Below are 25,663 nucleotides of genomic sequence, written 5' to 3'. Positions count from 1 at the left end.
CTGGTTTCTCCGATCAGTTCAGATCATGGCCAAAGTTGCCATTGCTGACCCCAAGGCTGACGGGGACCGCGCGACCGGGCTCGCTGCCCTTGGTCTTGCCGAGCAGGTAGAAGTCCAGGTCACTGGGTTCGACGAATTTCTCGGTGGGCAGACGTACCGCCTTGGCATCCACGGGCTTGGCCAGGTGCGGTGTCACCAGGATCACCAGTTCGGTTTCGCCGTTGATGAACGACTGGCTGCGGAACAGGTGGCCGAGCACCGGCAGATCCCCCAGCCCCGGGAACCGGCTGACGAAGTCACGGGTGTTTTCGCTGATCAGGCCGGCGATGGCGATGGTCTGGCCATTGCCCAGTTCGACCGTGGACTCGGCACTGCGCTTGGTCAGTGACGGAATCACCTGGGCCACACTGTCGCCCAGGATGCTGCCGAGGCCGGTGTCGAGCACCAGCGAGTTGGCGTTGGAAAGCTCGCTCACCGAGACATTCAGGTTGAGGTTGATGCGGCCGGAATCGAGCACCACCGGCATGAACTTCACCCCGACCCCGAATTCCTTGTACTCGATGGTAATGCCATCGTCCTCGGTGATCGGCACCGGGAACTCGCCACCAGAAATGAACTCTGCCTGCTGGCCGCTCAGGGTGGTCAGGGTGGGTTCGGCCAGCACCTTGGCAGAACCATTGTCCTTGGACGCCTCGAGTACCACGTTGAACAGGAAGTCGTCGGACAGGAACTGGGCGAACAGGCCTTTGCCACCACCTATCAGCGAACCGGGCGAAAGGATCGAGCCGCCACCGGGTGTCAGGCCCAGCCCCTGGCCATTGTTGAAGCCGCCACCGCTCCAGTTGCCGCCAGAGCCAAGGGCATTGAAGCGCACGTTGAGGTTCTTGATCAGGCTGCGCTGCATCTCGGCCACCTTGACCTCCAGCATCACCTGCTGGCCACCACCGACGCTGAGCAGGTTGATCACCTCCAGCGACTGGGCCGGTGCCGCTGCGGCAGCCTCGCCCTTGCCTTGCACCACGCTCGAGGTTTGCGCGGCATAGGTCTTGGCGACCTTCATCGCCGTGTCCATGGCCGCAGCGCTGCTCACCTGGCCGCGCAGCACCAGCGCGCCCTGGGCGCTGAACACCTCGATGTTCTCTGCGGGCAGCAGCTGGTGCAGTTTGGTCTTGAGCCCGGTGAGGTCATGCACCACTTCCACATCGAAGGTCTCGATCAAGCGGTTGTTGGCGTCCCACAGCAGCACGTTGGTAGTGCCCAGGGACCGCCCGAGCAGGTAGAGCTGGGTTGGGCTGGTAATGAGGATGTCGGCAATTTCAGGGTTGCCGACCGAAATTTTCCTGACCGCTGTACGGCTGCTGATAGTACGCGACTTGAAGATCGGTACCTGAATCGCATTGCCGTTGGCCGCTGGCAGGGAGCTGAACTCAGACCCCAAGCCTTCCGCCTGGGTAGCGCCAGCGATCAGCAACTGCATGCCCAGCCCGCACAACAGGTACAGCCCTACTCTCTGCCAAGTATTCATTCACGACTCCTTGCGAAGTGATCTTGTTCCCACCGAAGGTTAGCCACTGCATGCCAGCTGCGTTAAAATCTTGCTTTCGCTATTTCGACTTCAGTCCCGCGAATGATGGTGATAGCGCCACCGCCACTGCCGCGATTCAGCACCGGTTTCGGTTGGGGCTTGATCACTGGCGGCGCAGCCTTGACCGGCTCGGCAGCGGCAACCACTGGAGCTGGTTTCTGCGCGTCCAGCGGGTTACGCAAGGCCAGTTGCAGCTTCCCTTCGGATTGCGCCTTGACCAGCACCTCTGCCTCTTTGGCCGACATTTCCAGGGTCACGGCACGCACCACCACCGGTTGGGTCTTGTCGGTCCCTGCCGTCTGGTCCACAGCCAACACCCGCAGGTTCTGGAGGATGGTGGTGGACTCGGCCTGGTTACTGCTGCCATCGCTTTGCCGGGTCGCCAGCACGTCGACCCGGTTACCCGGCAAGAGGAACCCGCCTACCCCGACCACATCGTCCACACGCACCGAAATGGCCCGTTTGTCGGGGGCAATCAACGACGCCAGGGTACTGCCACCCAGGTGCTCGGCCACCCGCGCGCTGCGCAGCACATCGCCACGCAGCAGGGCGAAGGTGGCGATCTTGCCTTGCACCTTTTCAGTACTGTCGAAGGCATCGTCGGGCACGGTATCCTTGGGCATGCGCACCAAGGTGACCTGCTGGGCCTCGATCATCTGCCCGAACGGGATCTCCACCGTGGCGATCACCACGCTCTTCATGTTGTCATCCGGGCTGGCCTTGAGCCGCCCGTTCAGCCAGTTGTTGGCCATCAAGGCGGCGCCAAGTCCCAGGGTCAGGGAAACGGCAACCAGGATCGGCGTACGGGCGCTCATATGTGCATCTCCTTATCCAAGGAAGTCGATCTGGACGAAGTAGTTTTGCCAGGCCCATTTCAGTTCCTGCGCCGACAACGGCCCCTCGCCGCCCAGATAACGCTGGCGGTCGAGCGCCATGCTCAGCAGGTCGCGCGGGTGGCATGGCACCAACGGCACGCCTTCGGCCTCGTAGAGTGCCTGCAGCGCATAGCGCAACAGCGACGGTTCGTACACCAGGCCCAGGCGCTCGCACTCCTGGCGCCAGATGCGCTCGTACTCATCGACTTTCAGGTAGCTGAATTGCAGCTTATAGCCAATGCGCCGTAAAAAGGCCTCGTCGGCCAACTCCAGCGGATTGAGATTGGTGGAGAACACCAGCACCAGGTCGAACGGCAGTTCGCAATGGCGCCCGCCCCCCAGGTTGAGGAAGTCGCGCTTCTCTTCCATCGGCACGATCCACCTATTGAGCAGCTCGGCCGGGGCCATGCGCTGGCGGCCCATGTCGTCGATGATGAACAGGCCATTGCTGGCCTTGAGCTGCAAGGATGCCTGGTATTGGCGGCTCGCGGAGTCGAAGCGGATATCCAGTTGCTCCATGCCCAGTTCGCCGCCGGTGATGACAACCGGGCGCTTGCAGCGCACCAGCCGCCGATCGATCCCTTCGTTGAGCAGCAGGCTGTTCTGTTGGCCCTCCTCCTCCAGGGGCTGATGCACCTGGGGGTCGAAGACCTCGATGATCGACTCGTTGATCTCGATGGCACGGGGGACCCAGATGGCCTCCCCGAACAGGCGAATCAGGCGGCTGCTGATGTAGGTCTTGCCAGTGCCTGCAGGGCCGTAAATCATGATGGCGCGCCCGGAGTTCAGCGCTACGCCCAGTTGATCGAGCATACCCTCCGCAAGCACCACGCCTGCGAAGGCGGTTTGCATGTCCTGGGTAGTGATGCAGCCATGGTGGATGGTCTGCAGCTTGAGCAGGTCCCGGTAGGCACCTACCGGGAAAGGCGCCGCGCCGATATAACCGCTGCGCGCCAGTGCATCACGGGCAGTACTGCGGCCGCGCTCGGTCAGGCCGAAGCGCAGCGCCTGCCCACCCGATTGCACACCGACCTGGCCCAGCACCTCGACGCGGCCTTCCTTGCGCAGGAAGGCCAACACTTCTTCCACCACTGCACCGGTCAGCGCCAGGCGCTCTACCAGGCGCGCCAGATCCAGCGTTCCGGCGTCGTGCAGGTGCTTGCACAGCAAATCACCGAGAAAGCTTTCGGCCAGGCCAGTTTCGCGAACTGTACGTGGCTGAGGTGCCAGGCTTTGCACTGCTTCCTTGGCGAAGGCGCAGGCACCACTGTCTCTGAGTGCGTACATCGTTAGCCTCCCAGGCTATTGGCCAAGCGGTTGCCAGAAAAGGCTGACAAGGGTTCCGGACAGGATCGCGACTGAATAAGGAAAAGGCTTGCCTGCAACTTCATCGGCCGTCGGTGCAAAATAGGCCTGAGCCGTCAACACCAACCAATAGCGTTGCAAAGTCTGTTTCAACTGTCCGCGTATTAACACTATCGACATCCCCCATACGCCGCCGGCTATCAGGCTGAGAAGTGCAGCCGAAAGTGCGTCATGCGGTGTAAGGAAGGTACCGACCATGGCCATCAACTTAACGTCGCCGGCGGCCATGCCCCCCAGCGCGTACATCGGAATGAAAACGGTAAAACCTATCAACATGCCCAGCACGCCATTACCCAGCCCGGCAAATCCTGCTGCATGAACCTGGCCTGCCAACCCCAACCCCAGCCCCAACAAGATCAACAGGTTGGGAATGCGGTGGCTGCGAAGATCGCCAACCACCGCAATGCCCAACAGCCCTAGCAGCACGACAATGGCGGACAGAGACTCTGCTGACATTGCTGCATCCCCCCTGGGGCTTGGTCATTAATTGATTCAAGGAGCAGGGGTACCGCCGAGGGCAGTGATCAGCGCGTTGATCTTGGTCTTGACCGCAGTGCCCAAGTTGGTAAAAGCCGTCACCAGAACGAGGGCGATCAACCCACCGGCTACTGCATATTCCACGACGGTCAGGCCGTCTTCGTCTTTGACAAACTTCGTGACCGAAGCCTTGATTGTTTGCAGAGTCATTTTCGCTCACCTCGCTAAGGACAATGTTCTTCTTCCCGGGCAGTGGCGTTTGCACTACCTGTTGGGAATCCTAGTCAGCGGGTGGCCATAGTCGTTAGGAGTTTTTTGCGAATCGCTAGGACTTTTTTGCGGCTTTTTGCCATCACCTGAAAACGTGAAAACAAGTGGGGGCAACTCTACGCGAGACGCGTTTTCACATGCAGTTGCTGCCGATTCCGGACATGCATCGGCAATCTTGTTCAATGCCGACAGGCGGTCACCCGGTTCAACCACCAGGTATCCAGCCGAGAGTGTCTGGAATCAGTGCTTTAGCGAAGACATAGATCTCAAATAAAAAATTTGAACTAGCCTGATAACCAATCATTCGGCAGGCCGATAGTCTATTGTCGATACTTCAGCACGTAGGGAAACCCGCCAGGAGCAGGTTAAGCATGATGTCTAACTTGGGCAGAAAGCCGCTGTTGCTGTGGTTCGATCTGACCCGCGATCGATCCACCGAAGCATTGATGGCGCAATTCAGCCATGTCTGCGATTGCAAGCTGGCAAAATCGGTCACGGCTGCCGAGCGCCAGCAGGCAGACATGATCTGCATGCATTTCGATCGCCCCGACACGCTCAACCTCAACCTGCTGCTGGAAGTGAAGCGCAACTCCCCCTCCATCCCGATCACCATGTTCACCGTGCAGCATTCCGAAGAGCTGGCGGTTTGGGCCATGCGCTCACGTGTCTGGGAGTACCTGGTCTTGCCGCTGACCAGCAGCGAGATGAGCCGTTACCTCGATGTACTGAAACAGCTTTGCGAGGTCCGTCGTGTCGCCAACCGTCAGGACAATGCGCAGCAGATCGACCATCTGCCGTCGCTGCCAGACAGCATTCGCCTGACCAACGAACACCACAAGCACAAGGCGCTTGGCAAGGTCATGCCCTACATCGACCAGCATTTTCGCGAATGCATCGACCAGAAGGACCTCGCCCAGCGCTGCGGCATGACCACGGCTCGCTTCAGTCGCCTGTTCAAGGAGGTCAATGGGCTTGGTTTTGTCGAGTACATCCTGAGCAAGCGCATGAACCTGGCCATGGACCTGCTCGCCAACAGCCAGATGCCCATCACCAGCATCGGCTATGAAGCCGGCTTCAAGGACCCCTCCTATTTCGCCCGCGCCTTCAAGCAGTTCACCAACTGCACACCCAGCGAATATCGCCAGGCCAGCCAGCTCGGCGGCGTGATCAGCGAAGCCGACCCGTTGAAGAGCGCACTGGCGCGCGTGCTGGAAAATGCGTTGCCGACAAGTGCGGCGTTTCACAAGAACCGCTGATGGGTCATGCCCCAGGCAGCAAACCGTCCGCCCGCAACAATGTCTCCAGGCAATGCTCCTGCACCCCATAGAACGCCTTGAGCTGCGCGATCTTTTCCAGCAATGCCGTGTTGTCTCCCACCTGCCGCCGTTTCACCGCAAGAATCATCTTGTTCTTGTTGGTGTGCTCCAGCGAGATGAACTCGAACACCTTGGTCTCGTAACCGCAGGCTTCCAGGTACAGCGCGCGCAGGCTGTCGGTGAGCATTTCGGCCTGCTGGCCCAGGTGCAGGCCGTATTGCAGCATCGGTTGCAACAACCCCGGGCTGTGCAGCTGCGGGCGGATCTGCTTGTGGCAGCACGGCGAGCACATGATGATCGCGGCGTTGCAGCGGATGCCGGTGTGGATGGCGTAGTCGGTGGCAATGTCGCAGGCATGCAGGGCGATCATCACTTCGATGGCCTCCGGCACCACGCTGCGTACATCGCCACACTGGAACACCAGGCCCGGGTGTGCCAGGCGCGAGGCCGCGGCGTTGCACAGGTCGACCATGTCCTGGCGCAGTTCCACGCCGGTAACTTCAGCTTCGCGCCCCAGGTTGTTGCGCAGGTAATCGTGCATGGCGAAGGTCAGGTAGCCTTTGCCCGAACCGAAATCGGCTACCCGCAACGCCTGCTGTGCCGTCACCGGAGCGCTGGCCAGGGCGTGGTCGAACACCTCGATGAACTTGTTGATCTGCTTCCACTTGCGCGACATGGACGGGATCAGCGCGCCTTGCGCGTCGGTCACGCCCAGATCGCGCAGGAAAGGCCGCGACAGTTCCAGGTAACGCTTTTTCTCGCGGTCATGGCCGCTGCTGCCGGCCGCCTCGCGCGCTGCCTGGGCACCGTGGCGCTGGAGCATGGGTTTGCCCTTCTTGCTGAAGGTCAGCTGTACTTCACCGTCGGCGTCGAACAGGTGGGCATTGCGGAAGCTGGCCGGCAGCAGTTCGGCGACCAGCGTCTGGGCCTGCTCCAGCGGCAGGTTACGGGTAATGTCGCGGGTCTGGTGGCGATAGACCAGCGACAGGCATGGCTGGCCCTTGACCTGCAGCGGCTTGGCAATGATCCGTTGCAAGGTCTGGTCGGCACCGACATGGCGCGCCAGCACCAGTTTGACCAGGGTGTTGCCGTGCAAGGTGGCGTTGAGCAGGTCGAGAAACTGGCTGCGCGCATCCAGCGCGGCGGGGGCGGAAGAGCTGGCGGACATAGGAAAGCGGTGCCTCGGATAGCGGAAAGCGCAGGGCGCAATGTGCGCATTCTACAGGGGGTACCGATCCTGTGGGAGCGGGCTTGCCCGCGAACACCGGCAAAGCCGGTGCCATCCACCACGCTGCCTGCTTCGCCGGCGCGCCCGCTCCCACCATGGACCCGCGGTCTGCCGGCAAATGGCTGATTCAGTCGAGAATCACCAGCCGATTAGGCAGCTCATTACGCGCATGGGTAGGCGGCACATGTTTGCTGAGCAGCTCGCCGCACGCCTCGATGCACTCGACAAAGCCCTGCAAGGTCTGCCCCTGGCGCACCTGCTCGGCAAGGCGGGCGACAATCACCGCGCGAGCCGCGGCATCCAGATGATGCTCGATGCCGCGGTCGACCAGGATCTCCACATGCCGCTCCGCCTCGCAGACGAAGATCAGCACCCCCGTGGCGCCGGCCGTACGCTGCAGGTTCTGTTCGCGAAACTGCTCCCGGGCCAGGCGCGACGCGCGCCAGCGGCGCAGCACCTGCGGGGTCAGCCAGGCGGCCAGGCGCGGCTGGCGCAGCAACAGGCACAGGCCGACGAACAGCAACACATTGGCCACCAGCAAACCGCGCCCACCGGGCCAGCCCAGCAGCCAGTGCAACAGGCCCGGCACCAGCAGTGCCAGCAGCGCAGCGCAGAACAACGGCCAGTAGGCGTAATCGTCGGCACGCCGGGCCAGCACCGTGACCAGCTCGGCATCGGTGCGCCGTTCGGCGCGGGCAATGGCTTCGGCAATCTGGCGCTGGTGGTATTCGTCGAGGGGGGTCATGCCGTCGGTCTCTTTAGCATTCTTATAGTTGTTTCCCGGCATTCGGGGCTTCGTCCGCTGGCGACAGATTCAGGCATAATCCGCCGCAGGAAGAAAAGCCCGCAAATCGTACAACAATAGCCGCCTGAAAACTTCGGCCGCGCGCGTATCACCGTCGATACGGCAGAGGCCCCAAAAATGGAATTGATGATGAAACTGTCTTTGCTGGGCCTGGCCATGGGCCTGGCCAGCCAGGCGGCCCTCGCCGCCCCCTCCGCTCCGCCCCTGCAGGACAAGCAGGCGTTCATCGACTATCTGATCAGCCAGATGACCGAAGCCGAGAAAATCGGCCAGCTGCGCCTGATCAGCATCGGCCCGGAGATGCCCAAGGACAAGATCCGCGAGGAAATCGCCGCCGGGCGCATCGGTGGCACCTTCAACTCGCGCACTGCGCCCGAGAACCGCCCGATGCAGGACGCGGCGATGCGCAGCCGCCTGAAGATCCCGATGTTCTTCGCCTACGACACCGTGCATGGTGAACGCACGATTTTCCCGATCGGCCTGGGCATGGCCGCGACCTGGGACATGGACGCCGTGGCCAAGGTCGGTCGTACTGCCGCCATCGAAGCGGCGGCCGACGCCCTGGACATGACCTTCGCACCGATGGTCGACATCGCCCGTGACCCGCGCTGGGGCCGCACCAGTGAAGGCTTTGGCGAAGATACCTACCTGACCTCGAAGATCGGCCAGGTGATGGTCCGCTCGTTCCAGGGCAGCAGCCCGGCCAACCCCGACAGCATCATGGCCATCGTCAAGCACTTCGCCCTGTACGGCGCCGTGGAAGGCGGGCGCGACTACAACACGGTCGATATGAGCCTGCCGAAAATGTACAACGACTACCTGCCGCCCTACCGCGCTGCGCTGGACGCCGGTGCCGGCGGGGTGATGGTGGCGCTGAACTCGATCAACGGTGTACCGGCCACCTCCAACACCTGGCTGATGAATGACCTGCTGCGCAAGGAGTGGGGTTTCAAGGGTGTGACCATCAGCGACCATGGCGCCATCCAGGAACTGATCCGCCACGGCGTCGCCCGCGACGGTCGCGAAGCCGCCAAGCTGGCGATCAAGGCCGGCATCGACATGAGCATGAACGACACCCTGTACGGCGAAGAACTGCCAGGCCTGCTGAAGTCCGGCGAAGTGACCCAGCGCGAGCTGGACCAGGCAGTGCGCGAAGTGCTGGGCGCCAAGTACGACATGGGTCTGTTCAAGGACCCGTACGTGCGCATCGGCAAGGCCGAAACCGACCTCAAGGACTATTATGGCAACGACCGCCTGCACCGCGAAGCCGCGCGTGACGTGGCACGGCGCAGCCTGGTATTGCTGGAAAACCGCAACCAGACCCTGCCGCTGAAAAAAGCCGGCACCATTGCCCTGGTCGGCCCATTGGCCGATGCCCCGATCGACATGATGGGCAGCTGGGCAGCCGACGGCAAACCGATGCACTCGGTGACCGTGCGCGAAGGCCTGCGCCGCGCCGTCGAGGGCAAGGCCAAACTGGTCTATGCCAAGGGTTCCAACGTCACCGGCAACAAGGCGATGTTCGATTACCTGAACTTCCTCAACTTCGATGCCCCCGAGATCGTCGACGACCCGCGTCCGCCTGCGGTGCTGATCGACGAGGCGGTGAAGGCGGCGCAGCAGTCCGACGTGGTGGTGGCAGTGGTCGGTGAATCCCGCGGCATGTCCCACGAGTCGTCGAGCCGCACCACCCTGGAAATCCCGGCCAGCCAGCGTGAGCTGATCAAGGCCCTGAAGGCCACCGGCAAGCCGCTGGTGCTGGTGCTGATGAACGGCCGACCGCTGTCGATCAGCTGGGAGCGCGAGCAGGCCGATGCCATTCTCGAAACCTGGTTCGCCGGTACCGAAGGTGGCAATGCAATTGCCGACGTGCTGTTCGGCGACTACAACCCGTCCGGCAAGCTGGCCATCACCTTCCCGCGCTCGGTCGGGCAGATCCCGATGTACTACAACCACACCCGTATCGGCCGCCCCTTCACCCCAGGCAAGCCAGGCAACTACACCTCGCAGTACTTCGAAGAGCCGAACGGCCCGCTGTATCCGTTCGGTTATGGCCTGAGCTACAGCAGCTTCGAGCTGTCGGGCCTGAAGCTGTCGAGCAAGGACCTCAAGCGTGGCGACACACTGCAGGCCCAGGTGACTGTGAAGAACACCGGCAAGGTGGCAGGCGAGACCGTGGTGCAGCTGTACCTGCAGGACGTGTCGGCGTCGATGAGCCGGCCGGTCAAGGAGCTGAAGAACTTCCAGAAGCTCATGCTCAAGCCGGGCGAGTCGCGCACCTTGAGCTTCCGTATCAGCGAGGAAGACCTGAAGTTCTACAATGGCCAACTGCAGCAGGTGGCCGAGCCGGGCGAGTTCAATGTCCAGGTAGGCCTGGACTCCCAGGCGGTACAGCAACAGAGCTTTGAACTGCTGTAACTGAAGGTCGCCGGCCCTTTCGCGGGCTGGCCCGCTCCCACAGGGGCCTCACAGCCCAATGGACCTGTGCAGTACCTGTGGGAGCGGGCCAGCCCACGAGCGGATGGCCCCGATATCCCAATCACCCGGATCCGCCTCCCATGCCCTTTTCCTTTCGCGCCCTGCGTCTGGGGCTGATCACCCTGCTGATCGTGCTGGGCACCGCGCTCAGCGCCGGCTGGGCCATGCACCAGGCCAAGCGCCAGGCCATGGCAGACGACGCGCGGCGCGCCAGCCAGCAGCTGGGCCTGTACGCCAATGCGTTGCACACCCTGATTGACCGTTACCGCGCCCTGCCCGCCGTGCTGGCGCTGGACCCGGAACTGATCGCCGCCCTGCAGGGCCCGGTCAGCGAACCGCTGCAGGACGCCCTGAACCGCAAGCTCGAGCGCATCAACGGTGCAGCCAACTCCTCCACCCTCGAACTGCTCGACCGCACCGGCCTGGCCATCGCCGCCAGCAACTGGCGCCTGCCCAGCAGCTACGTCGGCTCCAACTACGGCTTCCGGCCCTACTTCAAGCAAGCCCGCAGCCAGGGCAGTGGCCGCTTCTACGCCGTCGGGGTGACCAGCGGGGTACCGGGCTACTTCCTTGCCAGCGCCGTGAACGACGAGCGTGGCCAGTTCCTCGGCGCGATGGTGGTGAAGCTGGAGTTTCCCGAACTGGAACGCGAGTGGCGCCAGGGCAGCGACATCCTGCTGGTCAGCGACGCCCGCGGCATTACCTTCATCGCCAACCAGGACGGCTGGCGCTACCGCGAGCTGCAGCCGCTCAGCGGCGCCGACCGCGCCGAGCTGGCCGAAACCCGTCAGTACGACAAGCAACCGCTGGTGCCGCTGCAGCACGAGGTGCTGACCCGCTTTGCCGAAAACAGCACCCTCAGCCGTGTGCACGGCCCGGCCGGCACTGGTGAATACCTGTGGGAAAGCCTGCCGTTGGGCAGTGAAGCCTGGACCTTGCACCTGCTGCGCAAGCCACAGGTCGTGGCCGACGGCCGTAATGCGGCCCTGGCCGCCGCCGCCGTGTGGCTGAGCCTGGTCTTCGCCGCGCTGTTCCTCAGCCAGCGCCTGCGCCTGGCCCGCCTGCGCCAGCGCAGCCGCGAAGAGCTCAAGCGCCAGGTCGAAGAACGCACCCGCGAACTGCGCACGGCCCAGGAGGGCCTGGTACAGTCGGCCAAGCTGGCCGCGCTGGGGCAGATGTCGGCGGCCATGGCCCACGAGATCAACCAGCCGCTGACCACCCAGCGCATGCAACTGGAAACCCTGCGCCTGCTGCTTGATCACGGCCGCTACGACGAAGCGCGCCAAGCCCTGGAACCGCTGGAGCAGATGCTCACGCGCATGGCTGCGCTCACCGGCCACCTGAAAACCTTCGCCCGCAACAGCCCGGTCGGCCTGCGCGAGCGCCTCGACCTGGCCAGCGTGGTCGACCAGGCCCTGCACCTGCTGGAAGCGCGCATGCGCAGCGAAGCGGTGGACGTAGCCCTGTACCTCGCGCGCCCGGCCTGGGTACGCGGTGATGCCATTCGCCTGGAGCAGGTGCTGATCAACCTGTTGCGCAATGCGCTCGACGCCATGGCCGACAAGCGCTACAAACGCCTGGAGATCCGCATCGAGCCCGACGGCGAATTATGGCGCCTGAGCGTGCTGGATTCGGGGGGCGGCATTGACCAGGCCAACCTGGCCAAGGTCTTCGACCCGTTCTTCACCACCAAGCCGGTAGGCGAAGGCCTGGGGCTGGGCCTGGCCATTTCCTATGGCATCGTCCACGAGGCCGGTGGCCAGCTGCAGGCCGAAAACCTGCCCGGCGGCGCGCGCCTCAGCCTTACCCTGCCCCGTGATCTGGAGCCTGTATGTTGAATTCGGTGATCGTTGTCGATGATGAAGCCAGCATCCGTACTGCGGTCGAGCAATGGCTGAGCCTGTCCGGCTTCAGCGTACAGCTGTTCGCCCGCGCCGAAGAATGCCTGGCACACCTGCCCCGGCATTTCCCCGGGGTCATCATCAGCGACGTGCGCATGCCTGGCATGGATGGCCTGCAACTGCTCGAACGCCTGCACGCAGACGACCCTGACCTGCCGGTGATCCTGCTGACCGGGCATGGCGACGTGCCCATGGCGGTGGAAGCCATGCGCAGCGGCGCCTACGACTTCCTGGAAAAGCCCTTCACCCCGCAGCATCTGCTGGGCAGCCTGCGCCGCGCCCTGGAGAAGCGCCAGCTGGTGCTGGAAAACCGCAGGCTGCACGAGCAGGCCGATCTCAAGTCGCGCCTGGAAGGCACGCTGCTGGGTATGTCCCAAGGCCTGCAACAGCTGCGCCGACAAGTACTGGACCTGGCCAGCCTGCCGGTGAATGTGCTGATCCGTGGCGAAACCGGCAGTGGCAAGGAACGTGTGGCCCGCTGCCTGCACGATTTTGGCCCGCGCGCGGGTAAACCGTTCGTCGCCCTCAACTGCGCGGCCATCCCCGAATCGCTGTTCGAGGCCGAGCTGTTCGGCCATGAAAGCGGCGCCTTCACCGGCGCCCAGGGCAAGCGCATCGGCAAGCTGGAATATGCCAACGGTGGCACGGTATTCCTCGACGAAATCGAGAGCATGCCACTGGCACAGCAGGCCAAACTGTTGCGGGTGATCCAGGAGCAGAAGCTGGAGCGGCTGGGGGCCAACCAGAGCATTGCCGTCGACCTGCGCATCATTGCCGCGACCAAGCCCGACCTGCTCGAAGAAGCCCGCGCCGGGCGTTTCCGTGAAGACCTCGCCTATCGCCTGAACGTGGCCGAGCTGCGCCTGGCGCCGCTGCGTGAACGGCGTGAGGATATTCCACTGCTGTTCGAACACTTTGCCCACGCCGCCGCGGAAAAGATCGGCCGTGCGGCTCCTCCCCTGTCGGGCAGCCAGCTGGCACAGCTGCTGGTGCATGATTGGCCGGGCAACGTGCGCGAACTGGCCAACGCGGCGGAACGCCACGCCCTGGGGCTGGGCTCGCCGGACCTTGAGGTGGCACCGGCCGGGCAGTCACTGAGCGGGCAGATGGAGGCATTCGAGGCGCAATGCCTGCGGGCGGCACTGCGCCAGCATGGGGGTGAAATCAAGGCTGTGATGGAAGCCTTGCAACTGCCTCGGCGCACGCTTAACGAGAAGATGCAGCGGCACGGGTTGGTCCGCGAGGACTTTGTCGGGCGGGGATGAGCGGAAATCCGCCTATCAGGCTCAGTGAGTAAGCAAAAAACCGCTCACCGGGAGGTTTCTGGGGGCTGTGTCGCAGCCCTTCGCGGGCACGCCCGCTCCCACAGAGAAAATACGCGCGCTCAAGCGTGACGCAGTCCCTGTGGGAGCGGGCGGGCCCGCGAAGGGCGCCAGGCGCCCCCATCTGGAACATGGTGCACCTGTTTGGCACACCTTCTGCAATTGCCTGTGCAAGCTGCGCCTCGGCGAGCTCCACAAAAACAACGAGAAGGTATCCCTGATGGATAACGCCACCACCCTGCCCGCCGGGGCGGCCACTGCGCCCGCCGCGGAAAAAACCACCGCCAGCCGCCTGAAGTCGATCTTCAGCGGGTCCATCGGCAACATGGTCGAATGGTACGACTGGTACGTCTACGCAGCATTCTCGCTGTACTTCGCCAAGGCCTTCTTCCCGGCCGGCGACTCCACCGCACAATTGCTCAACACTGCCGCGATCTTCGCCGTGGGCTTCCTCATGCGTCCGATCGGTGGCTGGCTGATGGGCCTGTACGCCGACCGCAAAGGCCGCAAGGCCGCGCTGATGGCCTCGGTGCTGCTGATGTGCGCTGGCTCCCTGGTCATCGCCCTGACCCCGGGCTATGAAACCATCGGCGTCGCCGCGCCGATCCTGCTGGTCATCGCCCGTCTGATGCAGGGCCTGTCGGTGGGCGGTGAATACGGCACCTCAGCCACCTACCTCAGCGAAATGGCCAGCAAGGACCGCCGCGGCTTCTTCTCCAGCTTCCAGTATGTGACGCTGATCTCCGGCCAGCTGATTGCCCTGGCGGTACTGATCGTCCTGCAACAGACCCTGACCACCGAGCAGCTGTATGCCTGGGGCTGGCGCGTACCCTTCGTGATCGGTGCGCTGTGCGCCGTGGTGGCCCTGTACCTGCGTCGCGGCATGGAGGAAACCGCCTCCTTCACCAAGAAGGCAAAGGCCAAGGAAAGCCTGATGCGCACCCTGCTGCGCCATCCCAAGGAACTGCTGACCGTGGTCGGCCTGACCATGGGCGGCACCCTGGCGTTCTACACCTACACCACCTACATGCAGAAGTACCTGGTCAACACCGTGGGCATGAGCATCAGCGACTCGACCACCATCTCGGCCGCCACGCTGTTCCTGTTCATGTGCCTGCAGCCGGTAATCGGTGGCCTGTCCGACAAGATCGGCCGGCGTCCGATCCTGATCGCCTTCGGGGTACTCGGTACCCTGTTCACCGTACCGATCCTCAGTACCCTGCACACCATCCAGACCTGGTGGGGCGCGTTCTTCCTGATCATGGCCGCGCTGATCATCGTCAGCGGCTACACCTCGATCAACGCCGTGGTCAAGGCCGAGCTGTTCCCCACCGAAATCCGCGCCTTGGGCGTGGGCCTGCCGTACGCCCTGACCGTGTCGATCTTCGGCGGCACCGCCGAATACGTGGCCCTGTGGTTCAAGAGCATTGGCATGGAAAGCGGCTTCTACTGGTATGTCACCGCCTGCATCGCCTGCTCGCTGCTGGTGTACGCAACCATGAAGGACACCAAGCAGCACTCGCGGATTACTACCGAGTGAGTGTGAGCTTGCCGAAATGAAGAAGGGCGCACCGTTTTCGGGGCGCCCTTTGTTCATTCACTACGCACGCAAGCACACCACCCCGTCAGGACATTTCCAATGCCTGGCGCGGTTCACGGCGCTGGTACCAGGTGGCCATCAGCACCAGTATCAGCAACACCCCGCCCAACACCGCCGAAGAACCGACCGTGCCGAAGCCGAGGCCGCCCTTTGCAGGCGATTTGGTGAGGAAATCACCGAGCGTTGCACCGAACGGACGAGTGAGCACGAACGCTACCCAGAACAGCACCACACCGGGGATGCGCGTCCAGTAGCGGGCCACCACCACCAGGGCGATAGTGCTGCCAATCAGCAAGGCGCCGCCGGCAAAGCCTAACCCCGAGTCGTCTGCCAGGTAATCGCCCAAGGCAGTGCCCAGGGTGTTGGAAAACAGTATTGCCACCCAGTAGAACAGCTCGCCCGCACGGTTCTTGATGCGCGTGACATCCAGCGGGTTGCCACTCAGGCGCCAGGCCAGGAAGGTCAGCAGCAAAATGCCGATGAGCAGGGCCGAACCCGCGGCATAGCCCAGGCCCAGGGTGCGGTCCATGAAGTCGGACATGGTGGTACCGGCGGTACTGGTGGAGAGGATCACCAGCCAGTACAGCAGTGGGTGGTAGCGGCGCGAATACAGCTGGCCAAGCAAGGTCAGCAGGAACACGCTGATCAGCAGCAGCGAGCTGAGTGCATAGCCGATGTTCAACGTCATCGACAGCAAGTCACCCGCGGTTTCCCCAAGCGTGGTAGCGCAGATCTTCATGACCCAGAAGGCCAAGGTGATTTGCGGAAGTTTGTTCATTATTGTGCCGCTCCTTATGAAGTGCGGCGATGGTGCTGAGCAGCGTCTGAAAAAACGGTTGGCGATAAATGAAAAATGCGTTCATCGGTCATTCATGACTTATTTTTCATTCTTAACACCCTATTAATTCCTCCCCTCCAAGCTGCAATGGCTGGTAATCGATTGCCTGTGTGAAACAGGGGATCTCGGGCAGCACCACGCCAGGGATCAGCGATAGACGCATGCAGACATATCTATAAAATAGATTTTTAAGCGCTATTTTTTGCGCTTTTTAATCTAATTAATCGGCGTAGCATCAAACCCATAGAAACAAACAACCTTCAAACCCACTGGAGCAACGACCATGAAAAACAAACTGATCCTCACCCTGGCCCTCTCGGTTTTCGCTGCTGGTGCTTTCGCTGAAGATGGCTACAGCCGCACCAAGGCCAGCACCTTCACAGCGGTACAGAGCCAATCCGCTACCTACGCTGAAGATGGCTACGACCGCACTGGCAGCCAGCGCTTCGCTGAAGACGGCTACGACCGCACCGGCAGCCAGCGCTTCGCTGAAGACGGCTACGATCGCACCGGCAGCCAGCGCTTCGCCGAAGATGGCTTCGACCGTACTGGCGGCCAGCGCTTCGCCGAAGATGGTTTCGACCGCACCGACGCCCACCGCATCAGCTGATCCACTGATGCGCGCTACCAGCCCGGCTTCGGCCGGGCTTGATCATTTGCAGGCGGACACAGGCTTGGCACACTAGGCGTCTTGTCCACCAGGAGGTAGGGCCAGCAAGCCCAGCACAGATGTACTACTACGAACCCGCCAAAGGCCACGGCCTGCCCCACGACCCGTTCAACGCCATCGTCGGCCCCCGCCCTATCGGCTGGATTTCCTCACAGGACCGCGAAGGCCGCCTGAACCTGGCGCCCTACAGCTTTTTCAACGCCTTCAACTACATTCCACCGATCATCGGCTTCTGCAGCGTCGGGCGCAAAGACAGCCTGAACAACATCGAGCAGACTGGCGAATTCGTCTGGAACCTGGCCACCCGCCCATTGGCCGTGCAGATGAACCAGAGCTGTGCGCCGGTTGCCGCCGAGGTCAACGAATTCGAATTGAGCGGCCTCACCGCCACGCCGTCGCGCATCGTCAGCGTGCCACGGGTCGGCGAAACGCCGGTGGCCTTCGAGTGCAAGGTCAGCCAGATCGTCCAGCTCAAGCGGGCCGACCAGGAACTGGTGCCCAGCTGGTTGATCCTCGGTGAAGTGGTGGCGGTGCACATTGCCGAGCACCTGTTGAACAACGGCATCTACGATACCGCTGCCGCCGAACCGATCCTGCGTGGCGGTGGCCCGGCGGACTATTTCGAACTGGGCAACCTGTTCAAGATGGCCCGGCCACCGGCCTGATCACCAGATCAGTTCGCCTTCATCGCTGACGCCCTGCAGGCGTTGCAGCTCGGCCGTGGCCGCTTCGTCGGCGGCCACGGCGCCCTTGAACACCTGGCCGTCGAGCACCTTGTGAAAGCGCGGCGCGCCGCCCATGCCCAGGGCCTTGACCGCAATGGCAGCGTTGTAACCGCCGCCTTCCACCGGGACCATCGCCGAAACCGCTTCGAAATGCGGGAATTCTCTACGTGCCATGTTGCTATCCGACTGGTTTATCGAGGGCCGGCATTCTACCTTATTCGCTTGTACGGCCCCATCGCCGGCAAGCCGGCAATAGGGCCAGTACAAGCGACACCTCAATCAAAGGTATGCAGGTCAAGGCTGCTGACTACCTGAGCCTGTACCAGCTCACCAAACACCTCCAGCGTCGGCGAAGCAAAGTACCCGCTCATTGCCTGCTGGTCCTGCCAGCTCCCACTGAGCAGCCACAGGTCGGTATCGGCCTGCGACCGCTGTACGGTGAAACTCAGGCAACCCGGTGCCCGCAGCGAGGGTTCGAGCAGGTCACGCAGGCGTGCGCCCAGTTCTGCCGAGCGCCCGCTGCTGGCACGGATGAAAGCAAGGTGGGTGACCGGTCGTGTCGGGGTCATTGCACAATCTCCTTGAAGCAGGCGGACGGAAAAGCCAGGCTGCCAAGGTTAGGGGCTGCCCCACGCGACGCGTTAGGCCAATACTGCCTGGCGATTGCCTGATCCTGCAGCGCGGCAGGATCAGGCAATCGGCGTGCAGCTTTCGACTAGCGCCCGCCATTGCCCAAACCTATGCTGCGTCGGTCAGCAGAGGAAAGCCATCATGACCATCGCCACGTCCATCGATCCCACCCTGGAACTGCAACGCCAGGAGCTGGCCGAGCTGATCCGCCGCCACGCCGGCGAGCCCTACGGCCCGGCCTCGGCCATCGATGACCTGTACCTGGTGCGCTATACCGAGAATGTCCGCTCGGTGCCAACCCTGGCGCAACCCGCCCTGTGCATCCTTGCCCAAGGTAGCAAGAGCTTGTTCCTCGGGGATGAACAGTACGCCTACGACCCGCTGCACTACATGGTGGTTTCAGTGACCTTGCCGCTGAGCGGCGTGCGCCTCGATGCCAGCCCCGAGCACCCCAGCCTGGGCTTGCGCCTGGACCTGGACCCGGCCGAGATCAGCCAGCTGATTGCCGAAAGCGGACCGATGCTGGTGCCCAACCGGCCCTCGGGGCGTGGCTTGTACGTGGAAAGAACCGACGCCGCCTTGCTTGACGCCCTGCTGCGGCTGATTCGCCTGCTGGACACTCCGCGCGACATCGCCATGCTCGCGCCGCTGTTTCGCCGGGAGATTCTCTACCGCCTGTTGCGAGGCCCGCAGGGCTACCGGTTGTATGAAATCGCCCTGGCCAACAGCCAGACCCACCGGGTTTGCCAGGCCATTACCTGGCTCAACCAGAACTACCAGTTGCCGTTGCGCATCGAAGACCTGGCGCGGGTGGTCAACCTCAGCACCTCGACCTTGCACCACCGGTTCAAGGCCGTGACCTCAATGAGCCCGTTGCAATACCAGAAGCAACTGCGCTTGCAGGAGGCACGGCGGTTGATGCTGAACGACGGGCTCGAGGCGGCGGTGGCGGCCTATCGGGTGGGCTACGAAAGCCCGTCGCAATTCAGCCGGGAATACAGCCGGCTGTATGGCGCGCCACCGATTCGGGACGTGGCGCGGTTGCGAGCCACGGCCGGCTGAGTGCGGTGTTACCTCTACCAGCCTGCCCCACAGGCACCGCACAACCTTCAGCCTTTGTGCAAAAACCTGTGGCAGCGGGTTCACCCAGGAACAGGCCGGTACAGGCGACAGCGCTGCTTTACCCCAGCACAGCCGCCTGCCACTGGTTCTGATCGACCTGGATCAGAGTCGGCACCTTGCGCTCCACCGCCAGCATCAGCGCCGCCTGCAGCTGTGCCACATCGGCCACATGTTCCGCCGCGGCCCCCAGTGCCCGGGCCACGCCAAGGAAATCCGGGGTATGGATATCCACCCCGACCGGCTCGATGGCACGGTTGACCATGTACTTCTTGATTTCTTCGTACCCCTGGTTATTCCACAGCAGCACGATCAGCGGCACCTGCGCCTCCACTGCACTGGCCAGCTCCGGCAAGGTGAACTGCAAACCACCATCCCCGATCAGGCACACCGCAGGCGCACGCTCGCCAAGCTGCTCGGCGCTGCCCAACCAGGCGCCCATGGCCGCCGGCAGGGCATACCCCAAGGTGCCGTAGCCGGTCGAGGCATTGAACCAGCGGCGTGGCTGCTCCATGTCCAGGGTCAGGTTGCCGGTGTACACCGGCTGGGTCGAATCGCCCACCAGAACGGCATTCGGCAAACATTCGAGGATCGCTTGCAACAGGCGCGTCTGGCTCAAGGTAGGCTGGTCCCAACCGGCCGCCAGCGCCTGGCGCAGATTGGCCACGCGGGCAGCCCCCCAGGTGCTTTCGCACACGGGCTGCGGTTGCGCCTGCAAGGCGCCGAGCAACGCCTCGGCCGCCAGTTCGGCATCAGCCACCAGCGCCAGCTCGGGCAGGTAGTTACGCACGGTCTGGTCCGGGTCGATGTCGACGCGCAGCAGGCTGCCCGGGATCGCGAAGCCACCCTTGAAGGTCACGTCATAGTCGGTTTCGGCCAGCTCGGTGCCGATTGCCAACACCACGTCGGCCTCGGCTACCAGTGCCCGCGTGGCTGGCAGTGACTGGGTCGAGCCGATTTGCAGCGGGTGGCGGGACGGCAGCAAGCCCTTGGCATTGATGGTCAGTGCCACCGGGGCCTGCAAGTGTTCAGCCAGGCGTGCCAGCGCAGCACCCGCAGCCAGTGCCCCGCCCCCGGCCAGGATCAGTGGCCGCCGTGCATTGGCCAGGCGCTCGGCCATCTGCACCACCGCCTGCGGCGCTGCCCCTGCCCGGCTGCCACGCACCGGACGCCCGGGCAGCAAGTGCTCGGCCGGTTCGACCAGCACATCGAGCGGGATCTCGATATGCACCGGCCGCGGCCGGGCCCCTTCGAACACGGCGAAGGCCCGCGCCAGCACCTGGGGCAGGTCGTCGGCGCTCATCAAGGTATGGGAAAACGCCGCTACCCCCGCCACCAGCGCCGCCTGGTCCGGCAACTCGTGCAGCTTGCCGCGGCCACCGCCCAGTTGATTGCGGGACTGCACGCTGGAAATGACCAGCATCGGGATCGAGTCGGCATAGGCCTGGCCCATGGCGGTGGTGATGTTGGTCATGCCCGGGCCAGTGATGATGAAGCACACCCCGGGCTTGCCACGGGTGCGTGCATAGCCATCAGCCATGAACCCAGCACCCTGCTCATGGCGCGGAGTGATATGGCGGATGGACGACCCCGCGAGGCCGCGGTACAGCTCCACGGTATGTACGCCGGGGATGCCGAAGACATGGTCCACGCCATAGCCTTCAAGGAGTTTGACCAATACTTCGCCGCAGGTTGCCATTGGGGTCCACCGTCAATCTTGTTGGGTTATGGCCTTATTGGACCCAAGCCACGGCTACTCCCACAATGCAAAAAAACGCATACTAGCCATGTCCTGGGATCATGGCCAAGCACAATGAAACGCCTTCCGCCGCTGCCCGCGCTGCACACCTTTCTGGTCACCGCCCAGCACTGCAATTTCACCCGCGCCGGGCAGCAGTTGCACATTACCCAAGGTGCTGTCAGCCGGCAGATCGCAGCCCTCGAGCAACACCTGGGTTATGCCCTGTTCCAGCGCCAGGCCCGCGGCCTGAGCCTGACGCGCGAGGGCCAGGACTGGTTGCCACGGGTGCAGCAGGTATTCTCTCTGATCGAACAAGGGGTGCGCGAGGTGGGGGGGCGCAGCGCCACCTTGCAGCTCAAGGCGCCCACCTGCGTGATGCGCTGGCTGCTACCGCGCCTGATGGAATGGCAGGCGCTACGCCCAGATGTGCCGGTAGAACTGACCACTACGGTACAGCATGGGGTGGACTTGCGCCGCGAGGGCTTCGATGCGGCGGTGGTCTATGGCGATGCACCGAACCATGGGCTGCGTGTGCGCAAGCTGTTCGACGAGCAGCTGACACCGGTCTGTGCACCTTCGCTGCGCCAGGGGCCGCTGCCGCTGCAGCAGGTTGAAGACCTGGCCCGGCACATGCTGCTGCACCCGTCGCGGGATGAGCATGACTGGCGCCTGTGGTTGCAGGCGGCCGGGGTGACGCTGGCCAGTCAGGGGCCAAAACAGCATTTCGAGACCCTGGACATGGCGATGGCCATGGCCGCGCAGGGGACCGGTGTGGCCATCGGCGACTGGTCGCTGATCGGCGATGACTTGCGCGGGGGGCGGCTGTGCATGCCTTTTGCGCTCAAGGTGATGACCGGCAAGGGGTATTACCTGGTGAGCCAGGCCAAGGGCTTGCCACCGGGGTTGGTGGAGTTGCTGGATTGGCTGGAGGGCCAGGCCGGCCTGTGATGGCCCATGCGCGGGCAAACCCGCTCCTGCAAGGGTTGCGCAGGTTTAAAGACCTGTGTGTACCTGTGGGAGCGGGTTTACCCGCGAAAGGGACCACTCAATGGCCGACTGTGAAGCGCTGCCGCGAATGCTGCGGCTTTTCCAGCTCGTCGAGCATGGCAATTGCGTAATCGGCAAAGCTGATCCAGCTCCTGCCGTCCGCACCGATCAGCAGATGGTCCTTGCCCAGCGTGTAATGCCCGCTGCGCTCACCCTCGACGAATTCCGCCGAAGGCGACAGGAAGGTCCAGTCCAGGTTCGGCTCCCGTTGCAACACCTGCAGAAAATGCGCCCCGGCCGAGGCCTCGGCCTTGTACGCCTCCGGGAAGTCCGCGCTGTCGATCACCCGGTGCCCCGAGGGCAGCAACAGGCTACCGGCCCCGCCCACCACCAGCAGGCGCCTGACCCCGGCCCGCTTGACTGGCTCGATGATGGCGTGCGGCTCGATGGTCGCAAAGTGCGCCGCGCTCAATACTGCATCCACACCAGCTACCGCCACTTGCAAGGCTGCGCTGTCCTTGACGTCAAGCGCCTTGACGGTCACCCGGTCACGCCCCTGCAAGCGCGAGGGGTCACGGGCGATGGCCAGCACGCTGTGGCCACGGCGCAAAGCTTCTTCCAGCAACTGGCTGCCAGCGCGGCCAGTGGCACCAATAATCGCGATCTTCATGGGATACTCTCCATCCGCTACGGAATTACCACTTCATCTCACCCTTGGCGACCTTGGCCCCCAACACCAGCGAGCTCTCATCGGCCAGGCCTGGGTAACGTTGCTTCATCGCCTCGATCAACGCACCGGCATCTTTCGCCTTGGCGGTCTCGGCATCGAAATCACCAATGTAGTTCGCCGTGAAACGCACGGCCTCCAGCGACCGGCTGCTGTCCCCAAGGTAGTGCCCAGGGATGACCGTGCGCGGCGCCAGCGCTTCGATATGCGCCAGGGTGGCGAGCCAGTCAGCGTGCGACTTGGCCGATGCGGTATCGGCCATCCACACATGGATGTGCTCGGACACCACCACGCCACCGACCACCGCCTTGATCGACGGGATCCATACAAAACTGCGGTCAGGCTGCGGACCGTCCAGGCCAACCACCTCGAGGGCCTGCCCCTCCAGCATCAGGCGGTCGCCTTCGAGCACCTGCGGCAGCACCAGCCGCGCCGGCTTGTCCGCGCCCATCTGCGGCCCCCAGTAGGCCAGTTTGGCCGCCATGGTCTGGCGGATATGGGCAACTGTGGCAGCCGAGGCCAGCACCTTGGCGTCGGGGAAGGCCCGAGTCAGGGTATCCAGGCCAAAGTAGTAGTCCGGGTCACCATGGCTGATGTAGATGGTGGTCAGGTGCTTGCCGCCAGCTCGCAAACGTTGCACCAACTGCTCGGCCTGGGCCTTGCCGAACTGGGCATCGACCAGCACGGCGTCGTGTTCGCCACTGACGATTACCGAGCTGACCGGGAAAATCGCGGCATGGCCGGGGTTGTATACCTCCAGTTGCAGGGGCTCGGCAGCCAGCACCGGGCCGGCCAGGGTAACGCAGGCCAGTAGCAGGCCACGCAAGGCAGTGAAAAGAGGCATCGAAAACGCTCGTCGGATGAACAATGCCAACAGCTTAGTTGCCCGATCCATGCCAAAAAATGCGATCCTCGCACATAGTTTGTTTCTGAAATCGGGCAGATCATGGACCGCCTCAACGCCATGCGTGTTTTCGTCACCGTCGTCGACCTTGGCAGCCAGTCGGCGGCGGCGGATCATCTGCAGCTTTCCCGGCCAGTGGTGTCGCGCTACCTGGCAGAGCTGGAAGACTGGGTTGGCGCGCGGCTGATGCAGCGCACCACACGCAGGCTCAGCCTCACCGCCGCCGGCCAGGAAACCCTGCCCCGCTGCCGGCAACTGCTGGAGCTGGCTGGCGACCTGCAGGCCGCAGTGCAGCAGCCGGACGACGCACCGAAAGGCGCGCTGCGCATCAGCGTGAGCACCTCATTCGGCCAGGCCCAGCTGGTGGATGCGGTCGCTGCCTACGTTCGACGCTACCCGGGAGTGAAGGTAGAACTGCAGATGCTCGATCGCACGGTCAACCTAGTGGACGAACGCATCGACCTGGCGATCCGCACCAGCAACGACCTGGACCCCAACCTGATCGCCCGGCGCCTGAGCGTGTGCCGCTCGGCAGTGTGCGCCGCACCGGCCTACCTGCGCGAGCACGGCACGCCGCAACGGGTCGAGGAACTGAGCCAACATAATTGCCTGACTCATGCCTATTTCGGCCACAGCCTGTGGCATTTCGAGGTGGGCGGCCAGCAGGTTGCCGTGCCGGTGGCGGGGAACATCAGCGCCAACGAGGCAATGACCCTGCAAAAGGCGGCACTGGCCGGCGCTGGCATCGCCATGCTGCCGACCTATCAGGCCGCCGAGGCCCTGCGCCGGGGCGAGCTGGTGCGCCTGCTGCCCGAGGCAAAGCCGCGCGAGCTGAACCTGAATGCGGTGTACACCTCGCGCAAGCATATGCCGGCGACCTTGCGCAGCATGCTGGACTTTCTGGTCCAGCGGTTCAGCGACGAGCCGGAATGGGACAGGGACCTGTAACGCTCCCTACAGGGTGAGCGCGGTCACTCCTCGACGCTCATGTATTCCTTGGCCCAGCGGATGTAGTCCTCAGGCTGGGTGTAGGTGTGCGACAGTTCGGTGGCGCTGAGGTTTTCCGACTTGTTCTGCTGGCCACGCTGCAGGCGCAGGCAATCGTAGGTGGCCTTGATCGCGGCAAAGTAGGCGGCGTGGCCATCGACCACGATGCGTACCCCAAGGCGCGCCAGGCGCTCGTCGTCGCGCAGGTTCGGGTTGCCATAGCTGACCAGCATCAACGGTACCGTCAGGTGCTCGGCAATCTGCTCAAGCTGCTCGAAGTCCTTGACACCTACCATGCAGATACCGTCGGCACCGGCCTTCTGGTAGCTCTGGGTACGCACGATGATCTCTTCGGTGGAAAGCACGCCAGCATTGGTCCGGGCAATGATCGACAGCGAGGAGTCGACCCGCGCCTCCAGTGCCGCGCGGATCTTGCCGACGCCCTCTTCGACCGGGATCAGGTCGGTGGACTTGCGCCCGAATTGCGCTGGCAGCAGGGTGTCCTCGATGGTCAGTGCGGCCACGCCGGCACGTTCCAGTTCAATGACCGTGCGCATGACATTCAGCGCGTTACCGTAGCCGTGGTCAGCGTCAGCCAGCACCGGCAGTTGCGCCACCCGGCCAATACGGGTGGCCTGTTCGACGAATTCGCTGAGGGTGATCAGGGCGAAGTCCGGCGCAGCCAGTACCTGCAGCGAAGCGACGGAACCACCGAGGATGCCGACCTCGAAGCCCAGGTCTGCGGCAATGCGTGCCGACATCGGGTCGAACACCGATGCAGTGTGGTAACAGGCACCTGAAGCGAGCAGCTCGCGGAAGGCAAAACGCAGATCTTGATGGGAAGCCTTGGGCATGATCACTCCGCAAAATAAGGTGAAATTCGAACGGTAACTACCGACCCCTGTATCGGGTCTACCTGACCTGTTCCAACCGTCGCCATCTGGGCGGTCATGCTCGACATGCAGGCAGAGGAATAAAAGGTGTGGGAGACAAAGGCACGAAACAGCTGCGGCAAAATGTTGCACCAAGCTGGTGCAGGCCGCGGTTTTCAGCCTTTGTGGCATACCAACGATATCACGCAGCCATGCCGCACTGGATGAATGCGCCAATGCC

At 63.3% G+C, this 25,663-nt stretch carries 24 protein-coding genes; 10 read left to right on the top strand and 14 right to left on the bottom strand.

Going from position 1 to position 25,663, the window contains the following annotated elements:
• Positions 1–13 precede the first annotated feature (13 nt).
• The 5 genes from HU760_RS05860 to HU760_RS05840 all read right to left on the bottom strand — a co-directional run bounded on the left by HU760_RS05860 (position 14) and on the right by HU760_RS05840 (position 4,512).
• Entirely contained in the window at positions 14–1,525 is a 1,512-nt protein-coding gene (locus HU760_RS05860; RefSeq protein WP_225932801.1) for a type II and III secretion system protein family protein, read from the bottom strand.
• Positions 1,526–1,587: 62 nt separating this feature from the next.
• Entirely contained in the window at positions 1,588–2,400 is an 813-nt protein-coding gene (gene cpaB / locus HU760_RS05855) for a Flp pilus assembly protein CpaB (RefSeq protein ID WP_186677545.1), read from the bottom strand.
• Positions 2,401–2,412: 12 nt separating this feature from the next.
• Positions 2,413–3,747 carry a DUF8689 domain-containing protein gene (locus HU760_RS05850; protein ID WP_186677544.1) on the bottom strand — a complete coding sequence of 445 codons (1,335 nt, stop codon included), beginning with the start codon at positions 3,745–3,747 and terminating at the stop codon, positions 2,413–2,415.
• Between the two features lie 15 nt (positions 3,748–3,762).
• Positions 3,763–4,281, bottom strand: coding sequence for an A24 family peptidase (locus tag HU760_RS05845; protein ID WP_186677542.1), 519 nt, complete (start codon positions 4,279–4,281; stop codon positions 3,763–3,765).
• 36 nt (positions 4,282–4,317) lie between these two features.
• Positions 4,318–4,512, bottom strand: a complete 195-nt coding sequence (locus HU760_RS05840; RefSeq protein WP_170032152.1) for a Flp family type IVb pilin — start codon at positions 4,510–4,512, stop codon at positions 4,318–4,320.
• A gap of 431 nt (positions 4,513–4,943) precedes the next feature.
• Here HU760_RS05840 and HU760_RS05835 point away from each other — a divergent pair, with 431 nt between their 5' ends.
• A complete protein-coding gene (locus tag HU760_RS05835; protein ID WP_186677541.1) occupies positions 4,944–5,828 on the top strand; it encodes a response regulator transcription factor in 885 nt (294 codons plus the stop codon).
• Positions 5,829–5,832: 4 nt separating this feature from the next.
• On the opposite strand, the gene HU760_RS05830 is transcribed toward HU760_RS05835, so the two are convergent.
• Together HU760_RS05830 and HU760_RS05825 are read right to left on the bottom strand one after the other, a co-directional pair.
• Positions 5,833–7,056, bottom strand: a complete 1,224-nt coding sequence (locus HU760_RS05830; protein WP_186677540.1) for a class I SAM-dependent methyltransferase — start codon at positions 7,054–7,056, stop codon at positions 5,833–5,835.
• Positions 7,057–7,243: 187 nt separating this feature from the next.
• The gene (locus HU760_RS05825) at positions 7,244–7,861 is read right to left on the bottom strand and encodes a TPM domain-containing protein (RefSeq protein ID WP_186677538.1); all 618 of its coding nucleotides are present in this window, start codon (positions 7,859–7,861) and stop codon (positions 7,244–7,246) included.
• A gap of 186 nt (positions 7,862–8,047) precedes the next feature.
• On the opposite strand from HU760_RS05825, the gene bglX reads away from it, so the two are divergent.
• The 4 genes from bglX (at position 8,048) to HU760_RS05805 (ending at position 15,162) form a co-directional block, all read left to right on the top strand.
• Positions 8,048–10,339 carry a beta-glucosidase BglX gene (bglX, locus tag HU760_RS05820; protein WP_186677537.1) on the top strand — a complete coding sequence of 764 codons (2,292 nt, stop codon included), beginning with the start codon at positions 8,048–8,050 and terminating at the stop codon, positions 10,337–10,339.
• Between the two features lie 140 nt (positions 10,340–10,479).
• The gene (locus tag HU760_RS05815) at positions 10,480–12,237 is read left to right on the top strand and encodes a sensor histidine kinase (protein ID WP_186677536.1); all 1,758 of its coding nucleotides are present in this window, start codon (positions 10,480–10,482) and stop codon (positions 12,235–12,237) included.
• Entirely contained in the window at positions 12,231–13,565 is a 1,335-nt protein-coding gene (locus HU760_RS05810) for a sigma-54-dependent transcriptional regulator (protein ID WP_186677535.1), read from the top strand. Before HU760_RS05815 ends, HU760_RS05810 begins: the two co-directional genes overlap by 7 nt.
• A gap of 277 nt (positions 13,566–13,842) precedes the next feature.
• On the top strand, positions 13,843–15,162 hold the full coding sequence (locus tag HU760_RS05805; protein ID WP_186677533.1) for an MFS transporter: 1,320 nt from the start codon (positions 13,843–13,845) through the stop codon (positions 15,160–15,162).
• A gap of 85 nt (positions 15,163–15,247) precedes the next feature.
• Here HU760_RS05805 and HU760_RS05800 read toward each other — a convergent pair whose 3' ends face one another.
• Positions 15,248–16,000: a COG4705 family protein gene (locus HU760_RS05800; protein ID WP_186677531.1), complete on the bottom strand. Its 753-nt coding sequence runs from the start codon at positions 15,998–16,000 to the stop codon at positions 15,248–15,250.
• 343 nt (positions 16,001–16,343) lie between these two features.
• On the opposite strand from HU760_RS05800, the gene HU760_RS05795 reads away from it, so the two are divergent.
• Both HU760_RS05795 and HU760_RS05790 read left to right on the top strand, forming a co-directional pair.
• Positions 16,344–16,670 carry a hypothetical protein gene (locus tag HU760_RS05795; protein WP_186677529.1) on the top strand — a complete coding sequence of 109 codons (327 nt, stop codon included), beginning with the start codon at positions 16,344–16,346 and terminating at the stop codon, positions 16,668–16,670.
• Positions 16,671–16,789: 119 nt separating this feature from the next.
• Positions 16,790–17,395: a flavin reductase family protein gene (locus tag HU760_RS05790; RefSeq protein WP_186677527.1), complete on the top strand. Its 606-nt coding sequence runs from the start codon at positions 16,790–16,792 to the stop codon at positions 17,393–17,395.
• On the opposite strand, the gene HU760_RS05785 is transcribed toward HU760_RS05790, so the two are convergent.
• Both HU760_RS05785 and HU760_RS05780 read right to left on the bottom strand, forming a co-directional pair.
• Positions 17,396–17,629 carry a hypothetical protein gene (locus tag HU760_RS05785; RefSeq protein WP_186677525.1) on the bottom strand — a complete coding sequence of 78 codons (234 nt, stop codon included), beginning with the start codon at positions 17,627–17,629 and terminating at the stop codon, positions 17,396–17,398. It abuts the gene before it with no gap.
• A gap of 101 nt (positions 17,630–17,730) precedes the next feature.
• Entirely contained in the window at positions 17,731–18,024 is a 294-nt protein-coding gene (locus HU760_RS05780; protein WP_186677522.1) for a putative quinol monooxygenase, read from the bottom strand.
• 202 nt (positions 18,025–18,226) lie between these two features.
• Between HU760_RS05780 and HU760_RS05775 the strand changes: the two genes are divergently transcribed.
• Positions 18,227–19,147, top strand: a complete 921-nt coding sequence (locus HU760_RS05775) for an AraC family transcriptional regulator (RefSeq protein ID WP_186677520.1) — start codon at positions 18,227–18,229, stop codon at positions 19,145–19,147.
• Positions 19,148–19,265: 118 nt separating this feature from the next.
• Here HU760_RS05775 and HU760_RS05770 read toward each other — a convergent pair whose 3' ends face one another.
• Positions 19,266–20,903, bottom strand: coding sequence for a 5-guanidino-2-oxopentanoate decarboxylase (locus HU760_RS05770; protein ID WP_186677518.1), 1,638 nt, complete (start codon positions 20,901–20,903; stop codon positions 19,266–19,268).
• A gap of 114 nt (positions 20,904–21,017) precedes the next feature.
• Between HU760_RS05770 and HU760_RS05765 the strand changes: the two genes are divergently transcribed.
• On the top strand, positions 21,018–21,893 hold the full coding sequence (locus HU760_RS05765) for a LysR substrate-binding domain-containing protein (RefSeq protein ID WP_186677516.1): 876 nt from the start codon (positions 21,018–21,020) through the stop codon (positions 21,891–21,893).
• Between the two features lie 97 nt (positions 21,894–21,990).
• On the opposite strand, the gene HU760_RS05760 is transcribed toward HU760_RS05765, so the two are convergent.
• Complete coding sequence (locus HU760_RS05760; RefSeq protein ID WP_186677514.1) at positions 21,991–22,602, bottom strand: NAD(P)-dependent oxidoreductase; 612 nt, start codon at positions 22,600–22,602, stop codon at positions 21,991–21,993.
• Between the two features lie 25 nt (positions 22,603–22,627).
• Complete coding sequence (locus HU760_RS05755; RefSeq protein ID WP_186677513.1) at positions 22,628–23,503, bottom strand: MBL fold metallo-hydrolase; 876 nt, start codon at positions 23,501–23,503, stop codon at positions 22,628–22,630.
• Between the two features lie 102 nt (positions 23,504–23,605).
• On the opposite strand from HU760_RS05755, the gene HU760_RS05750 reads away from it, so the two are divergent.
• Positions 23,606–24,511: a LysR family transcriptional regulator gene (locus tag HU760_RS05750; RefSeq protein WP_186677512.1), complete on the top strand. Its 906-nt coding sequence runs from the start codon at positions 23,606–23,608 to the stop codon at positions 24,509–24,511.
• Positions 24,512–24,534: 23 nt separating this feature from the next.
• On the opposite strand, the gene HU760_RS05745 is transcribed toward HU760_RS05750, so the two are convergent.
• Positions 24,535–25,404, bottom strand: coding sequence for an isocitrate lyase/PEP mutase family protein (locus HU760_RS05745; protein ID WP_186677511.1), 870 nt, complete (start codon positions 25,402–25,404; stop codon positions 24,535–24,537).
• Positions 25,405–25,663 lie beyond the last annotated feature (259 nt).

Origin of the sequence: Pseudomonas oryzicola (genome assembly GCF_014269185.2) — a bacterium.
Classification (GTDB): Bacteria; Pseudomonadota; Gammaproteobacteria; order Pseudomonadales; family Pseudomonadaceae; genus Aquipseudomonas; species Aquipseudomonas oryzicola.
This window is presented reverse-complemented; position numbering and strand designations above follow the sequence as displayed.

Excerpts from the sequence above, each read along its gene's own strand:
- HU760_RS05795 (WP_186677529.1), top strand. The coding sequence starts at position 16,344 with ATGAAAAACAAACTGATCCTCACCCTGGCCCTCTCGGTTTTCGCTGCT.
- bglX (WP_186677537.1), top strand. The coding sequence starts at position 8,048 with ATGATGAAACTGTCTTTGCTGGGCCTGGCCATGGGCCTGGCCAGCCAG.
- HU760_RS05790 (WP_186677527.1), top strand. The coding sequence starts at position 16,790 with ATGTACTACTACGAACCCGCCAAAGGCCACGGCCTGCCCCACGACCCG.
- cpaB (WP_186677545.1), bottom strand. The coding sequence starts at position 2,400 with ATGAGCGCCCGTACGCCGATCCTGGTTGCCGTTTCCCTGACCCTGGGA.
- HU760_RS05810 (WP_186677535.1), top strand. The coding sequence starts at position 12,231 with ATGTTGAATTCGGTGATCGTTGTCGATGATGAAGCCAGCATCCGTACT.
- HU760_RS05755 (WP_186677513.1), bottom strand. The coding sequence starts at position 23,503 with ATGCCTCTTTTCACTGCCTTGCGTGGCCTGCTACTGGCCTGCGTTACC.
- HU760_RS05780 (WP_186677522.1), bottom strand. The coding sequence starts at position 18,024 with ATGACCCCGACACGACCGGTCACCCACCTTGCTTTCATCCGTGCCAGC.
- HU760_RS05850 (WP_186677544.1), bottom strand. The coding sequence starts at position 3,747 with ATGTACGCACTCAGAGACAGTGGTGCCTGCGCCTTCGCCAAGGAAGCA.
- HU760_RS05815 (WP_186677536.1), top strand. The coding sequence starts at position 10,480 with ATGCCCTTTTCCTTTCGCGCCCTGCGTCTGGGGCTGATCACCCTGCTG.
- HU760_RS05845 (WP_186677542.1), bottom strand. The coding sequence starts at position 4,281 with ATGTCAGCAGAGTCTCTGTCCGCCATTGTCGTGCTGCTAGGGCTGTTG.
- HU760_RS05775 (WP_186677520.1), top strand. The coding sequence starts at position 18,227 with ATGACCATCGCCACGTCCATCGATCCCACCCTGGAACTGCAACGCCAG.
- HU760_RS05830 (WP_186677540.1), bottom strand. The coding sequence starts at position 7,056 with ATGTCCGCCAGCTCTTCCGCCCCCGCCGCGCTGGATGCGCGCAGCCAG.
- HU760_RS05765 (WP_186677516.1), top strand. The coding sequence starts at position 21,018 with ATGAAACGCCTTCCGCCGCTGCCCGCGCTGCACACCTTTCTGGTCACC.
- HU760_RS05770 (WP_186677518.1), bottom strand. The coding sequence starts at position 20,903 with ATGGCAACCTGCGGCGAAGTATTGGTCAAACTCCTTGAAGGCTATGGC.
- HU760_RS05825 (WP_186677538.1), bottom strand. The coding sequence starts at position 7,861 with ATGACCCCCCTCGACGAATACCACCAGCGCCAGATTGCCGAAGCCATT.
- HU760_RS05745 (WP_186677511.1), bottom strand. The coding sequence starts at position 25,404 with ATGCCCAAGGCTTCCCATCAAGATCTGCGTTTTGCCTTCCGCGAGCTG.
- HU760_RS05860 (WP_225932801.1), bottom strand. The coding sequence starts at position 1,525 with ATGAATACTTGGCAGAGAGTAGGGCTGTACCTGTTGTGCGGGCTGGGC.
- HU760_RS05840 (WP_170032152.1), bottom strand. The coding sequence starts at position 4,512 with ATGACTCTGCAAACAATCAAGGCTTCGGTCACGAAGTTTGTCAAAGAC.
- HU760_RS05805 (WP_186677533.1), top strand. The coding sequence starts at position 13,843 with ATGGATAACGCCACCACCCTGCCCGCCGGGGCGGCCACTGCGCCCGCC.
- HU760_RS05760 (WP_186677514.1), bottom strand. The coding sequence starts at position 22,602 with ATGAAGATCGCGATTATTGGTGCCACTGGCCGCGCTGGCAGCCAGTTG.
- HU760_RS05835 (WP_186677541.1), top strand. The coding sequence starts at position 4,944 with ATGATGTCTAACTTGGGCAGAAAGCCGCTGTTGCTGTGGTTCGATCTG.
- HU760_RS05750 (WP_186677512.1), top strand. The coding sequence starts at position 23,606 with ATGGACCGCCTCAACGCCATGCGTGTTTTCGTCACCGTCGTCGACCTT.
- HU760_RS05800 (WP_186677531.1), bottom strand. The coding sequence starts at position 16,000 with ATGAACAAACTTCCGCAAATCACCTTGGCCTTCTGGGTCATGAAGATC.
- HU760_RS05785 (WP_186677525.1), bottom strand. The coding sequence starts at position 17,629 with ATGGCACGTAGAGAATTCCCGCATTTCGAAGCGGTTTCGGCGATGGTC.